Annotated in this window: 11 protein-coding genes; 10 read left to right on the forward strand and 1 reads right to left on the reverse strand. The window is 68.9% G+C overall.

The features are described from left to right. The first annotated feature begins 48 nt into the window (after positions 1-48). From AB4Y43_RS36045 to AB4Y43_RS36075, 7 genes are all read left to right on the forward strand, one after another. Positions 49-1,722, forward strand: coding sequence for a methyl-accepting chemotaxis protein (locus AB4Y43_RS36045; protein ID WP_368729956.1), 1,674 nt, complete (start codon positions 49-51; stop codon positions 1,720-1,722). Between the two features lie 13 nt (positions 1,723-1,735). Continuing rightward, positions 1,736-2,230, forward strand: coding sequence for a chemotaxis protein CheW (locus tag AB4Y43_RS36050; protein WP_069268600.1), 495 nt, complete (start codon positions 1,736-1,738; stop codon positions 2,228-2,230). Continuing rightward, positions 2,227-3,705, forward strand: a complete 1,479-nt coding sequence (locus tag AB4Y43_RS36055; RefSeq protein WP_368729957.1) for a CheR family methyltransferase — start codon at positions 2,227-2,229, stop codon at positions 3,703-3,705. Before AB4Y43_RS36050 ends, AB4Y43_RS36055 begins: the two co-directional genes overlap by 4 nt. Next, positions 3,698-4,402: a chemotaxis protein CheW gene (locus AB4Y43_RS36060; protein WP_368729958.1), complete on the forward strand. Its 705-nt coding sequence runs from the start codon at positions 3,698-3,700 to the stop codon at positions 4,400-4,402. The genes AB4Y43_RS36055 and AB4Y43_RS36060 overlap by 8 nt, the downstream gene beginning before the upstream one ends. Further along, positions 4,399-6,693, forward strand: a complete 2,295-nt coding sequence (locus AB4Y43_RS36065; RefSeq protein WP_368729959.1) for a hybrid sensor histidine kinase/response regulator — start codon at positions 4,399-4,401, stop codon at positions 6,691-6,693. Before AB4Y43_RS36060 ends, AB4Y43_RS36065 begins: the two co-directional genes overlap by 4 nt. Beyond that, a complete protein-coding gene (locus tag AB4Y43_RS36070) occupies positions 6,690-7,715 on the forward strand; it encodes a chemotaxis response regulator protein-glutamate methylesterase (RefSeq protein ID WP_368729960.1) in 1,026 nt (341 codons plus the stop codon). The genes AB4Y43_RS36065 and AB4Y43_RS36070 overlap by 4 nt, the downstream gene beginning before the upstream one ends. A gap of 184 nt (positions 7,716-7,899) precedes the next feature. After that, positions 7,900-8,898 carry a diguanylate cyclase gene (locus tag AB4Y43_RS36075; protein WP_368729963.1) on the forward strand — a complete coding sequence of 333 codons (999 nt, stop codon included), beginning with the start codon at positions 7,900-7,902 and terminating at the stop codon, positions 8,896-8,898. Positions 8,899-8,910: 12 nt separating this feature from the next. Here AB4Y43_RS36075 and AB4Y43_RS36080 read toward each other — a convergent pair whose 3' ends face one another. Then, positions 8,911-10,965 carry a hypothetical protein gene (locus AB4Y43_RS36080; protein WP_342947627.1) on the reverse strand — a complete coding sequence of 685 codons (2,055 nt, stop codon included), beginning with the start codon at positions 10,963-10,965 and terminating at the stop codon, positions 8,911-8,913. Between the two features lie 404 nt (positions 10,966-11,369). On the opposite strand from AB4Y43_RS36080, the gene AB4Y43_RS36085 reads away from it, so the two are divergent. Genes AB4Y43_RS36085 through AB4Y43_RS36095 form a run of 3 tightly spaced genes read left to right on the forward strand, consistent with a single transcriptional unit; the run spans position 11,370 to position 13,517 of the window. Then, on the forward strand, positions 11,370-12,101 hold the full coding sequence (locus tag AB4Y43_RS36085) for a transcriptional regulator (RefSeq protein WP_368683525.1): 732 nt from the start codon (positions 11,370-11,372) through the stop codon (positions 12,099-12,101). 55 nt (positions 12,102-12,156) lie between these two features. Then, entirely contained in the window at positions 12,157-12,675 is a 519-nt protein-coding gene (locus tag AB4Y43_RS36090) for a sigma-70 family RNA polymerase sigma factor (RefSeq protein ID WP_069268594.1), read from the forward strand. Beyond that, on the forward strand, positions 12,672-13,517 hold the full coding sequence (locus tag AB4Y43_RS36095) for an anti-sigma factor (RefSeq protein WP_368729961.1): 846 nt from the start codon (positions 12,672-12,674) through the stop codon (positions 13,515-13,517). Before AB4Y43_RS36090 ends, AB4Y43_RS36095 begins: the two co-directional genes overlap by 4 nt. Positions 13,518-13,748 lie beyond the last annotated feature (231 nt).

Here is a 13,748-nt window from a genome sequence, read left to right on the forward strand (position 1 = left end):
CGGCAGGGCGGTCGCGCCGGTCCACGCCACCGGAGAGTCTTTAGCGCAATGAGCACCGCCATGCCCCGTTCCGGCCGAGCCGGCCTGCCTCGACAGACTCAGGCTCGCTTCACCCTCGGCACACGCATCGTCCTCAGCTTCGGCTTGCTGTTCGTGCTCATGCTCGCGATGGCCGCGATCTCGTGGGACCGCCTGCGCGCCATCGACAGCGAGGCGATGAGCCTCACGAGCGATTCGGTGCCGGGCCTGTTCTACGCGACCTCGCTGCGCGCGGCGGCCAACCAGACCTATAGCCTCGTCGAACGCGCGGCCTTCGTCGATGCCGACCCGGAAAGCGTGGCCCGCGACCTGTCGGGCCTGCCCGCTGCCTTGGCGCGGGTCGAGGAGACCGCACGGCAGTATGAACACACGCTTTTTCGCAGCGACGACCGCGAGCGCTTCCAGCGCTTTCGCGACGCTTACGCGCGCTATCTGCCGCTGGCGAAGGCGGTCGTGAGCCAACTGCCCGCCTCGCGCCCCGCCGCGCAGGCCGCGTTTGCGCAGATCGGCCCGGCGTGGCAGGAGGTGCTCGCCACGGCCAACACGCTCGTCGACGAAAACCGTCAGCAGGCCGACGAGTCCGCGCAGACCATCCGCAACTCGGTCACGGGCACGGAGATCACGCTCGCCACGGCGCTGGGCGTCGTGCTGCTCGCGGCGCTCGCCACGGGTTACGCGCTCTATCGCGCGATTACGGTGCCGATGGCGCGCCTCGTGGATGTGCACGACTCCATGCGCACCGGCAACCTCTCGCAGCGCCTCGCGCTAGACCGCACCGACGAATTCGGCGTGCTCGAAGACGGCTTCAACCGAATGAGCGACGAACTGGCCAGCCTCGTCGCCCAGGCGCAAAAGTCGTCGCTGCAGGTCTCGACCTCGGTGGCCGAAGTGGCCGCGACGTCGAAAGAGCAGCAGGCCACCGCGAGCGAGACGGCCGCCACCACGACCGAGATCGGCGCGACCTCGCGCGAGATTTTCGCCACGGCGCGCGACCTCGTGCGCACCATGAGCGAGGTGGCGACAGTGGCCGAGCAGTCGGCCGGGCTCGCCAGCACGAGCCAGAGCGGCCTCACCCACATGGAAGACACCATGCGCAGCGTGATGGAAGCGGCGGGCTCGGTGAACGCCAAGCTCGCCATCCTCAACGAGAAGGCCGTGAGCATCAATCAGGTCGTGGCGACGATCACGAAGGTGGCCGACCAGACCAATCTGCTTTCGCTGAACGCGGCGATCGAAGCGGAGAAGGCGGGCGAGTACGGGCGCGGCTTCTCCGTGGTCGCGACTGAAATCCGCCGCCTCGCCGACCAGACTGCCGTCGCGACTTACGACATCGAGCAGACCGTGAAAGAGATCCAGTCAGCGGTGTCGGCGGGCGTGATGGGCATGGACAAGTTCGCGGAGGAAGTACGGCGCGGCATGCACGACGTGCAGGCCGTGGGCGCGCAGCTTTCGCAGATCATCGGCGCGGTGCAGACGCTCGCGCCGCGCTTCCAGGTGGTGAACGACGGCATGCAGGCGCAGGCCACGAGCGCCGAGCAGATCACCCAGGCGCTCACGCAGCTTTCCGAAGCCGCCCAGCAGACGGCGGAGTCGCTGCGCCAGTCCTCGCAGGCCATCGACAATCTCACGCTCGTCGCCAACGAACTGCGCACCGGCGTGTCGCGGTTCAGGATCGAGGCGTGACGCGGGAGCGGCGATGCTCTTCCTGGTGTTCGAACTGGACGGCGAGCGTTACGCGCTCGATGCCCGCGAGATTGCGCACGTGCTGCCGCTCGCGCCCGTGCGCGCGTTTCCGGGCACGCCCGCGTATATCGCCGGCGTGATCGACTACGAGGGCGCGCCCGTGCCCGTGGTCGATCTGCCGATGCTCGCGCTCGGGCGGCCTGCGCGCACGCTCATGTCCACGCGGCTCGTGCTCGTGTATGACGGTGGCGCCGCGACCGGCGCCGCTGCCGCTCATGCGCCGCCGCGCCGCCTCGCGCTGCTGCTCGAAAGCGCGACGCGCACACAGTCGATTGCGCCCGAGCGCTTTGCCGAAGGCGGCATTGCCACGCCCGAGGCGCGCTGGCTCGGGCCCGTCGCGCGCGACGAGCGCGGCTTCGTGCAGTGGGTGAAAGTCGCCCAGCTGCTCGATGCGCGCGTGCGCGCGCTGCTCTTTCCCGATCCGCCTTCGTGGCAAGGCGCCCCATGAGACAGGCCGACCCGCGCTTTGCCGGCTGGCTGCTCGAGGAAACCGGCATCGACGCCGAATCGCTGGGCGCCAACGCGCTCGCCCGCGCGGTGGGCTCTCGGGCGGCAGTGACGCTCGAGGTTCACGCGGACCTGCATCCGGCCGACACGCGCAAGGAGTGGATGAGCGGCGCCGCGCTGCCCGACTGGGCGCGCGAAGCCTACTGGCAGCGTCTCACGACCACGCCTGCCGAGCGCCAGGCGCTGATCGATTCGCTCGTGGTGCCCGAGACCTGGTTCTTTCGCGAGCGCGAGGCCTTCGCCGCGCTCGCGCGCCTCGGCACGAAGCGGCTGGCCGCGCAGCCCGGCGACGTGCTGCGCGTGCTGAGTGCGCCGTGCTCGAGCGGCGAGGAGCCGTACTCGGCGGCCATGGCGCTGCTCGACGCGGGCCTCGCGCACGAGCAGTTCGCCATCGACGCGATCGACATCAGCGGCCAGTCGATTGCGGCGGCCGCGCGCGGCGTGTATGGCCGCAACGCGTTTCGGGGCGACGGCCTCGCGTTTCGCGACCGCTATTTCGAGGCGGCGCCGGACGGATGGCGTATCGCCGCGACGGTGCGCCGCGCCGTGACCTTCGAGCGCGCGAACCTGTTCGAATGGCTCGCGCCGCACCCGGTGCGCTACGACTTCATTTTTTGCCGCAACGTGCTCATCTATTTCGACCGCGCCTCGCAGGACCGCGCCATCGACCTGCTGCGTGCGCGCCTCTCGGCGGGCGGCATGATCTTCGTCGGACCGGCGGAAACGGGGCTGATGATGCGCCATGAGATGGTGTCCGCCTATATTCCGCTCGCGTTCGGTTTTCGCGCGCCGGAACCCGGCGCGACGGCGGATCATCACCATCCGGCGAGCCCGGCGGCCGCCGTGCCGCCTGCGCTCACGCCGCTGCCGGTAAATGCCGCCACGGCAGCGGCGCCCGCATTCGGCAGCGCGCCGGTGTTTGCACCGTTGGACGCGCCGCTGGCCGCGGCAGCGCGCGGGTCCGCGCCGTCGCGGCTCTCGCTGCGGCCCTTGCACGTCGCGCCGGCTCCGCGCGCGGCGGCCGTGATGAACGCCCACGCGGCGGACGGGCCGTCCATTGGCGCCACGCCCGAAGCCGCGCTTGCCGACGCGCGTCGTCTCGCGGATGCCGGCGCGCTCGACGAGGCCGAACGTCTCGCCACGCAAGCGGCGCAGGCGTTGACGCAGAACGCGGGCACCTGGTACCTGCTAGGCCTGATCGCCGATGCGCAGGGCCGCGCAGCCGCGGCGCTCGCGCACTATCGCAAGGCCATCTATCTGGAGCCTTCGAACTATGAAGCGCTCACGCATCTGGCGGCGCTGCTCGAAGTGCAGGGCGATGCCGAAGGCGCGCGCCGGCTGATGCGCCGTGCACAGCGCGCCGCACAGGAAGTCGCACAGCGTGCCGAACCGGACGCAGGAGGCCCGCATGTCTGAGCGCGAACTGGAGCAAGACCGCGCGCAGGACCTCGTGCCGACGTCGCAACTGCCCGAGCAGTGCTGGAAAGTCATCGGCACGCTGGGCGACAACTCGTGCCCGCGCCTCGAAACGTGCGTGCGCTGCCTGAATTGCCCGGTATTCGAAGAAGCGGCGGCGCGCATGCTCGACCGTCCCGCGCCGCTTGCGCCAACCGCGCTTGCGCTCGAACGCGCGCCTGAGTCAGTGGACACGCGCACGCGCGAGGCAGGCTCGCTCGTGTTTCGCGTGGGCGGCGAGTGGCTCGCGCTGCCCGCCACCGCGCTGCGCCAGGTGCACGAGGCGCGCGCCATCCACACGCTGCCGCACCGGCGCAGCGCCGCCGTGCTGGGCGTCGTGAACGTGCGCGGCGTGCTCACGCTCGCGGTATCGCTGGCCGCGCTGCTGCGTATCGATGCCGCGGCTCCCGGCGCACCGTCGCGCGCCGCCACGCCGCGCCTGCTCGTGACCGAATGGGCGGGCGCAACGACGGCGTTTCCCGTCGATGCCGTGGAGGGCGTCGCGAACTTCGGCGCCGACGCGCTCCTGCCCGCGCCCGCCACGCTCGCGCAGTCGGCCGGGCGGCACGTGCGCGGCGTGACGCACTGGCGCGGGCGTTCCGTGGGCGTGCTCGATGCCGAGGTGCTATTCGATGCGCTTGCAAGGAGTTTGCGATGAGCGACGACGAGCTGAGCCGCCGCTCGCTGCTCGACCTCTTCCATGAGGAGGCGGCTGCGCAGACGCGCACGCTTTCGGCGGGCCTGCTCGCGCTGGAGTCCGCGCCCGAAGATGATGCCACGCTGGAAGCCTGCATGCGCGCGACGCACTCGCTCAAGGGCGCAGCGCGCATCGTCGGGCTGCCCGAGGCGGTCGAGGTGGCGAGCGCGATGGAGGATTGCTTCGTGGCCGCGCAGCGCGGCGAGTTGCGCATCGACGCGGCGCGCATCGATGCACTGCTCGTCGGCATCGATTTGCTGAGCGCGGCAGGCGATGCCGACGCGCCGCCGCTTTCGCACGAGGCGGTCGTCGCGTTCGCGGCGCGCCTTCAGGGTGGGGCGCAGCCCAGCGTGTCCAACACCACCGCCGAAAGTGCGCCCGAAACCGACGACCTTGCCGCGCTCGCGGCGTCACTGCGTCTACCCGAGCCGGAGCGTGAGGCGGTGGCGTCCACCGATGTCGAACCCGCGCCACTCGCGCAACCCCTGCCACCCCGTTCAGCCGACGCCGAGCGCATGCTGCGCGTGCGCGCCGGCACGCTCGACCGCTTGCTCGGCTTCGCGGGCGAATCGCTGGTGGAGTCGCGCCGCATGCGGCCGTTCGCGGAAGGGCTCTTGCGCACGCGCCGCGCGCAGGGCGACGTGCTCGCGGCGCTGGGCCAGTTCCAGGAGCGCCATGGGGATGCGCTCGACGCCGACGCGCGCGACGCACTCGCGGAAATACGCCATGCGGTTGCGTCGCTCGATCGTCAGCTATCCGAACGATTCGACGACGTCGATCGCATCGACCGGCGCGGCACGCAACTCGCGCAGCGCCTCTACGACGAGGCCCTGCAGTGTCGCATGCGGCCGGTCGGCGACACGGCGCACACCTATCCGCGCGTGGTGCGCGATCTTGCGCGCTCGCTTGGCAAGCGCGTGCGCTTCACGATTGCCGGCGAGTCGACGCAAGTAGACCGCGACATCCTCGAAATGCTCGACGCGCCGCTCGGCCACCTGCTGCGCAACGCGCTCGACCACGGTATCGAGGACCCCGAAACGAGACAGCGCGCGGGCAAGCCGGAAGAGGCGAGCCTCACGCTCGAAGCGCACCATAGCGCCGGCAAGCTGCTGATCGCCGTGGCCGACGACGGCGCGGGCATCGATCTCGACGCACTGCGCGCGAGCATCGCCGCGCGCTCGCTCGCGCAGCCCCAGGCCGTGGCCGCGATGTCCGACGCCGAGTTGTTCGACTTCCTGCTGCTGCCGGGCTTTTCGCTGCGCGACACCGTCACTGACGTGTCGGGCCGCGGCGTCGGCCTCGACGCCGTGCAGAACTTCGCGAAGGCCGTGCGCGGCACGGTGCGCATCGAGAGCGCGGCGGGGCAGGGCACGCGCTTCGTGCTGCAGTTGCCGCTCACGCTTTCGGTGGTGCGCAGCCTGATCGTCGAGGTCGCGGGCGAAGCCTATGCGTTCCCGCTCGCGCACGTGCGCCGCGCGCTCAGCGTGCCGCGCAGCACGATCGAGATGCTCGAAGGCCAGCAGCACATTGCCTTCGAAGGGCGGCCCGTGGGGCTCGTGACCGCGCGCCAGCTGCTCGGCGCGGGTGCCGAAGCCACGACCGCGGAAGACCTCAACGTCGTGCTGGTGGGCAGCGAGGCGAGCCTCTATGGCGTGGCCGTGGACCGTTTCGCGGGCGAGCGCACGCTCGCCGTGCAGCCGCTCGACGCGCGTCTGGGCAAGGTGCGCAATGTCTCGGCGGCGGCGCTGCTCGACGACGGCGAGGTCGCGCTGATCGTCGACGTGGAGGACATCGTGACGTCGGTCGCGCGTCTTGTGCGCGATGGCCAGCTCGCGGGAGTGGCGCGCGGCGGCGCACACGATGGGGCGCGCGCACGCAAGCGCATTCTCGTTGTCGAGGACTCCTTGACGGTGCGGGAGCTGGAGCGCAAGCTGCTCGAAAAACGCGGCTACGACGTCACGGTGGCGGTGGACGGCATGGACGGCTGGAGCACCCTGCGCAACGCGCACTTCGACCTCGTCATCACCGACGTCGACATGCCGCGCATGGACGGCATCGAACTCGTCACGATGATCAAGGGCGACGCGATGCATCGCAACGTGCCGGTGATGATCGTCTCGTACAAGGATCGTGAAGACGACCGGCGGCGCGGCCTCGACGCGGGCGCCGACTACTATCTGACCAAGGGCAGCTTCCACGACGAAGCGCTGCTCGACGCGGTGAACGACCTGATCGGAGAGGCGACGGGATGAAAATCGGTATCGCCAACGACATGCCGCTAGCAGTCGAGGCGCTGCGCCAGGCCATCGCGACGCGGCCGGGCCATCGCGTGGTGTGGGTCGCCGCGAACGGCGAGGACGCGGTGCAGTTCTGCGCGGCACAGGTGCCCGACGTGATCCTCATGGATCTCGTGATGCCGAAGGTCGATGGCGTAGAGGCCACGCGGCAAATCATGGCGCGCTCGCCGTGCCCGATCCTGATCGTGACGAGCAGCGTGGGCGCGAACGCCTGGCGCGTGTACGAGGCAATGGGCGCGGGCGCGCTCGATGCTGTCGATACTCCCACGCTCGCCGGGCCCGACACGCGCTGCACCATGGACCTGCTGCTCGCGAAAATCGAGCAGATCGGGCGCGTGTCGGGCGCGCTCGATCTCGCCGCGCGCGCGCCGGCGTTCACCGCTTCCGGCATGCCGAAAGCGCCGCTCATCGCGATCGGCGCCTCGGCGGGCGGCCCCAGCGCGCTCGCCACCGTGCTCGCTGCGTTGCCCGCCGGTTTCGGCGCGAGCGTCGTGATCGTGCAGCACGTGGACCAGTCGTTCGCCGCGGGCATGGCCGCCTGGCTCGACGGCCAGACGCCGCTCACGGTGCGCATCGCGCTCGAGGGCGAGCAGCCCGAGCCCGGCTGCGTACTGCTCGCCGCGACCAACGATCATCTGCGCATGACAGCGGGCGGCAAGCTGGCTTACACTCGCGAGCCGGCCGACACACCCTACCGTCCCTCCGTCGATACGTTCTTTCACAGCCTCGTCGAGCGCTGGACGGGCGAGGCGATTGGCGTGCTGCTCACGGGCATGGGACGCGACGGGGCGATCGGCCTGAAGGCGATGCGCGCCAAGGGCTGGCACACCATCGCCCAGGACGAGGCGACGAGCGCCGTATACGGCATGCCCAAAGCGGCGGCGGCGCTCTTCGCCGCGCGCGCGATCCTGCCGCTCGACGCCATTGCCGCCGAGCTTGCGAGCCGGGTGAAACTCCCGCATCAACCTGCCGGCTAGATGCCAGCCATCACGAGACGCGACCGATATCATGACCGAGAAGTCCAATCTTCCAACCAGCGCAAACGTTGCCGACAGCATCGGGCCGGACGTCGGCATCGACGCGGATCTCGACCCCAGCAGCGCCGACGACGCTTCGCTCGCTGTCGCGCTGGAGGCCGTGCGCAGCGCGCTGGAGCAAACGATGCCCGCCGCCGACATGCCGATGATGGTGCTGCTGGTGGACGACCAGGCGATCGTGGCGGAGGCGGTGCGCCGGGCGCTCGCCAGCGAACGCGAGATCGACTTCCACTATTGCGCGCATCCCGACCAGGCCGTGCGCACGGCCGAGGAAGTGCGCCCGACCGTGATCCTGCAGGACCTCGTGATGCCGGGCACCGACGGCCTCACGCTCGTGCGCGCCTACCGCGTGAACGAAGCGACACGCGACGTGCCGATCATCGTGCTCTCCACCAAGGAAGAACCCGCCATCAAGAGCGCGGCGTTCGCATCGGGGGCCAACGATTACCTCGTCAAGCTGCCGGACAGCGTCGAGCTGATCGCGCGCGTGAAATATCATTCGCGATCCTACGTAAACATGCTCCAGCGCGACGAGGCCTATCGCGCGCTGCGCCGCTCGCAGCAGGAGCTGCTCCGCGCGAACCTCGAACTGCGCCGCCTGACGCATTCGGATGGCCTGACCGGCCTCTCGAACCGGCGCTACCTGGACGAATTCCTGAGCGCCGAGTGGAAGCGGGCGGAGCGCGAGCGCACTGAAGTGTCGCTGCTGATGATCGACGTGGACTACTTCAAACCCTATAACGACACCTACGGCCACGTGGCGGGCGACAACGTGCTGCGCTCGGTGGCGACGACGATCCGCCGCGAGATACGTCAGCCGCGCGACCTCGTGGCGCGCTTCGGCGGCGAAGAGTTCGCCGTGGTGCTGCCGGGCACGGGCAGCGCGGGCGCGCGGCTGCTCGCCGAGAAAATGCGCCGCGACGTGGTGGGACTCGCGTTGCCGCACGTGGGTTCAGCCGTGAGCGAGCACCTCACGATCAGCATTGGCGTGGCGACGCTCACGCCCGCGCCGGGGCTCGCGGAAACGGCGCTGATCGAGGAAGCCGACGCCGCGCTTTACCGCGCAAAGCGCGACGGCCGCAATCGCGTGGCGTTTTCCACGCACGTGTCGGGGCGGCCGTAAAGGCGCAGCGCCTCAACCCGGCGTCCAGTCGTACATCAGGATCTTGGCGCGCGCGTCGTCCTCCACGAGCACCACGTAATCGCCGTTATCGCGCTGCGCGGCGCTCATGCCCATATAGATGTCCACCCACCCGCTCGTATTGCCCACGTTCGCACCGGGCGTCATCGAGCCGACGATCTGGCCGCTGCGCGCGTCGTATACGTCGACCTTCTGCGTGTAGAGCTCCGCGATGAACACATAGTTGCCGGCCACGGCGATCCCCACCGTTGTCACCTGCGGGCTGCTGCCCGTGTTCCAGGGCAACGACGCCTGCCACGTGAGCGTGGGCGAACCGCTCGACCAGTTGTCGTAACGCGCGAGCACGGGCCCGGCTTCCTTCCAGTGCGACGCATCCCACGGAATGTTCGCGGTGAAGCCGGTGATGTACATCGTGTCGGTTTCGGCCACGTAGACGATCCGTGCGATGCGGTTGAACGGCGCCGGCATCGGGAACATCTTCGACGATGCATAGGTGTACTGCGGATTCCCCTGTGCGTCGAGCCCTTGCATCGGCATCTCGCGAATTCCCGAAAGCGGCGTGGCGAGCCACACGTTGCCGGGCGTGTCCACCCACCAGTAGCCGTTGCCGACGGTCGCGCCCGTCGAGGGGTTCGAGGTGATCTCGCTCGCGTCCACGTGGCCGTCGCCGTTCGCGTCGCGCCACATCCACTCGCCGTAGGTCGGCTGGCCGGCGGGCCAGTTGCCCGGCATCGGATTCTGGGCGAGCAGGCCCGAGGGAATCGCGACTTCGCCATCGGTCGCGCTCGAGAAGCGGTAGATGTTCAGGTAGTGCGCGTACTGGTCGAGCGTATAGAGGAATGGCTGGCCGTTGAAGCGCCGCACCATGGGCGAGCCGCGCACGCCGCGCGTGGAGTGCAGCGCGGGATCGTCGGGATACACGAAGCGGTTGAGCGTGAAGCCCGCATAGGTCCATTGCTTGCCGGGCGCCTGGCTGTAGTCGAGCGTGAAGCGCTTCGAGCCGGTGAAGACGTTGGCGGTGTTGGCGGGGTCGAAGGCGGCGGCATCGACGAAGGTCAGGCCGTCGAGGCGCCAGCCCAGCGTGCGCGTGCCCATCGCGTAGCTCTCGAGCACCGCTCCCTGGCCGACCAGCGCGGTGCCGTACGGTCGCGGCCCCTGGCCGTTCTGCGCGACGTACAGGTTGCCCGCCTGGTCGTAGCCGATGCTGGTGATGCCGTTGAAGCGCCAGTCGCCGGGCGCGCCCTCCACGACGTGGAAGATGCCCTGGCGCGTGCCCAGCGTGCCCGCGGCCGCCAACTGGCCGCTCGACGAGCGGGCGTAAAGCAGAATCTGCTGCGAAGGGCCGTTGTCGGCAATCGAGAGCTGGCCGGAAGGCGCGAAGGCGAGATCGGTCGGCACGGTGCCCGCAGGCAGCACGGGTGCATCGTTGAGCGCGGTGCCGTCCTTGCGGTAGTGACCGATGCTCGGGCCGTTCGCGTCCTGCATGCCCTGGATCACCCAGAGCGTGCCGTCCGTGGCCAGCGCAATGCGGCCCGGCGTCGGCACGGTGAAAGCACGGAGCTGACGCATGGTTTGCGCGTCGTAGACCACGATGCGGTTGTCCGCGGTATCGGCAACGTACAGTTCGGCGTCGGTGGCGGCGAGGCCGCGCACGGCGCCGTCGCTGCTGCTCGGGGCGGCGAGCACGCGCAGGAAGCTGTTTTTCGTCGCGTTCGCGCTGTTGCCGATGCCGCTCGCGAACGGCGCGCCCTGCGCCACGTTCGAGCGCAGCCGGCGCGTCACGCCGAACCAGGTCTGGTTGGCGGGCGGATAGTCCGCGCCCACGAGAGCATTGCTCTGGTTGCCGATCGACATCGCGGCATAGACATAGGTACTGTTCGCCGCGATAGCGTCGCCGCCCGCATTGCCCCAGCCATGCGTGTTGCCGGCCACCGCGAGCTTGTCGCCGCCGCGGTAGACGCCGATCTCGCTGCCGCTTTCGTCCCAGGGCGCGTTCGCGTAGACGGTGCCGTCGGGCGCGACGGCGATGGCCTGTACGTCCTGCTGCATCCACTTGCCGTCGCCGAAACCGAAGCTGTTGCCGATCCAGGACGTGGTGTAGTTGAGCGTGCTTTGCGCAACGCTGGGTTGAATGGCGAGACCTTGCAGCGCTACCGACAAGGCAATGAGGCGAGCAGCATTTTTCACTTGAATTCCCGTCAATTACGAACATGCCGCAGGATGCGCGGCAGTTGGGCGTGATGCTCGCATGCGCTTTTAAGGAAATAATTCAAATATTATTCAATGCGGGTAATGTGGCGTTTTTTTATGCGGATGCGATGAATGGCCCGCCCGCGGGGCGCAAAGTCGCTCGAGCGCCACGCAAAAGGGGAATTTCGCCGCCAGCTGGAATAATCCGGTCTCGCCGCGCGTTAGCCCCCGCATCGCCACCTAATCAACGTCGATTCACGATCATGAAGTTTCGCGGGCCGCTCGATGAGCCGCCGGTTTCCGAAGCCGATATCCAAGCCTATAGCGACGGCACGCTTGCCGGCGCGCAGGCGGCGCACGTGCGGCGTTACCTCGCTGGCAAGCCCGGCGAATGGCATCGCATCCTGTTCTACCGGCGTCTGAACGCCCAGATCCGCGATGCTTACCCGGCCCGGCCCGCGCAGACGCCGCACTCGCGCGCCGCGCCAGCCCGGAGCAGGCGGGCGTTGCGCTACGCTATCGCTCTCGCGGCTGCGCTGGCGATGGCGGGTGCTGCAGTGGCGTGGATCGGCGTGACGGAGCCGTCGCAACAAGTGCTGAACAACGCTGCGGTGATGGCGCTGATGGAAGCCGAAAACGGGCAGCCGGAGGCGCTGGAAGCGGGCGCGGCGCGTGCGCCGTTCGATTTCGGCGCGGCGGGCCTGCATTTTCTCGGCGGTGGCGAAGTGCGGGTTGGCCCGTTTGCGAGTGCGCAGCGCTATGTGTACGAGAACAACCAGGGCGAGCGCGTGGTGCTGCTCGCGAGCCGGGCGTGGCTGGCCGGCGCGGCCCCGCAGTGGAGCGCACACCGCGCGGGGCCGCTGCGGCTCCTGATGTGGCGCGAGCACGGCACGCGCTGGGTGCTCGCGGGCAACGCCCAAACGCGCGGCTTGATGCGCGCGGCGGACCTCGCGACGCTCGCCGCGCAGCCGGCGCGCGAAGGCGAAGGATCGTGAACCCGCCCGAGGATGCAAACCGCGCAATGACCCTTGCGGCAATCCAGGATGAAACATGGACATCCGTGACGAGTTGATAGAACACGTGCCGCGCCTGCGACGCTACGCGCGCGCGCTGATCAACAACCGCGAGCTTGCCGACGACCTCGTGCAGGACACGCTCGAGCGCGCCATCGCCCGCACGGAGTTGTTCCGTTCGGGCACCGATCTGCGCGCCTGGCTCTTCACGATCATGCACAACCTGTTCGTGAACCAGGTGCGCAAGTCGGCGGCACGCGGGGCCCATGTTTCCGTCGATGACGACAGCGTGCCCGAAACCGACTACGCCGTGCCCGCCGCGCAGACGGGTGCGCTCGAAGTGCGCGATCTGGACTTTGCGCTGCAGCGTCTGCCCGTGGAGCAGCGCGAGGTGGTGCTTCTGGTAGGACTGGAGGAGATGAGCTACGCCGATGTCGCATTGGCGCTCGACATACCGATCGGCACGGTCATGTCGCGTCTGTCGAGGGGACGTGAGCGCTTGCGGGCGCTCATGGCCGGTTCCGTCCCGCGTGCGAATCTGAAGGTGGTGCGATGAGCGAGCAACAAAATCCAGTCACGCAAGACGAGATCCACGCCTACGTGGACGGCACGCTTTCCGAGGCGCGTCGCGCCGACGTGGAGCGCGAGCTCGAGCGCAACCCCGAGCTTGCCGCGCGCGCGAGCGACTTCTTCGCGCTGAACAATCTGCTGCACGAGCGTTACGACCGCGTGCTCAACGAGCCGCTGCCTGCGCGCCTGCGCGTGGCCGCCCCTGAGCCCGCGCAGCAAGCGGTGCGAAATGCGCGCCCGGCGGCAAACTGGCCGCGCTTCGCGGGCCTCGCTGCGGCGCTCGTGCTGGGCGTGGGCATCGGGTGGGGCATGCATTACGGCATGAGCGGCACGGGCGGACCCGCAGGCGCGGCTGGCGGCGGCGAACTACGCACGGTGAGCGCGGATGGCACCATGCGCTTTGCGCAGCAAGCGGCGCTCGCGCACGTGGTCTACATGCCGACGGTGGCGCGTCCCGACACGATGGACGACAGTCAGGAGCAGGACTTCGTGAAGTGGCTCGCGAACCGGCTCGGCACCAACGTGCGCGCGCCGATGCTCTCGAAGAGCGGGTTCGAGCTTTCGGGTGGGCGGTTGTTGCCGGCCGACGACGGCGGCGAAGTCGCGCAGTTCATGTATCACAATGCGCGTGGCGAGCGGGTGACGCTGTGTATCTCGCACCGCAAGGCGAGCGCCAATACCACCGCGTTCAAGCTTTATCAGGATGGGCCTGTGAATGTGTTTTATTGGGTGGATGGCGACTTTGGGTATGCGCTTTCCGGGGGGATCGATCGTAAGGCGTTGCTGCAGCTTGCGCATGATGTTTATGCGCAGCTGACGCCGCGGTGAGGGTTGGTTTTTTGTCGTTGTTCCTGGCCGGGTTGGCCTTTCCTTGTGTTCGCGTCGGTGTGCAGGCGTTGCCCCTGTGCGGGGCGGCACCTACTTTCTTTGCAGCGGTGTATGGACCGGAGACATGGGTAACAGGTGTGCGGGGACATGGGTAACACTTCGGGCGAGTGATTGGCCTGGAGCCGTTCATGCCCTGGAACCCGAGAAACACCATGAACCTGCGTCTGGAAT

The sequence above is a fragment of the Paraburkholderia sp. BR10872 genome (assembly GCF_040965835.1).
Lineage (GTDB): Bacteria > Pseudomonadota > Gammaproteobacteria > Burkholderiales > Burkholderiaceae > Paraburkholderia > Paraburkholderia nodosa_A.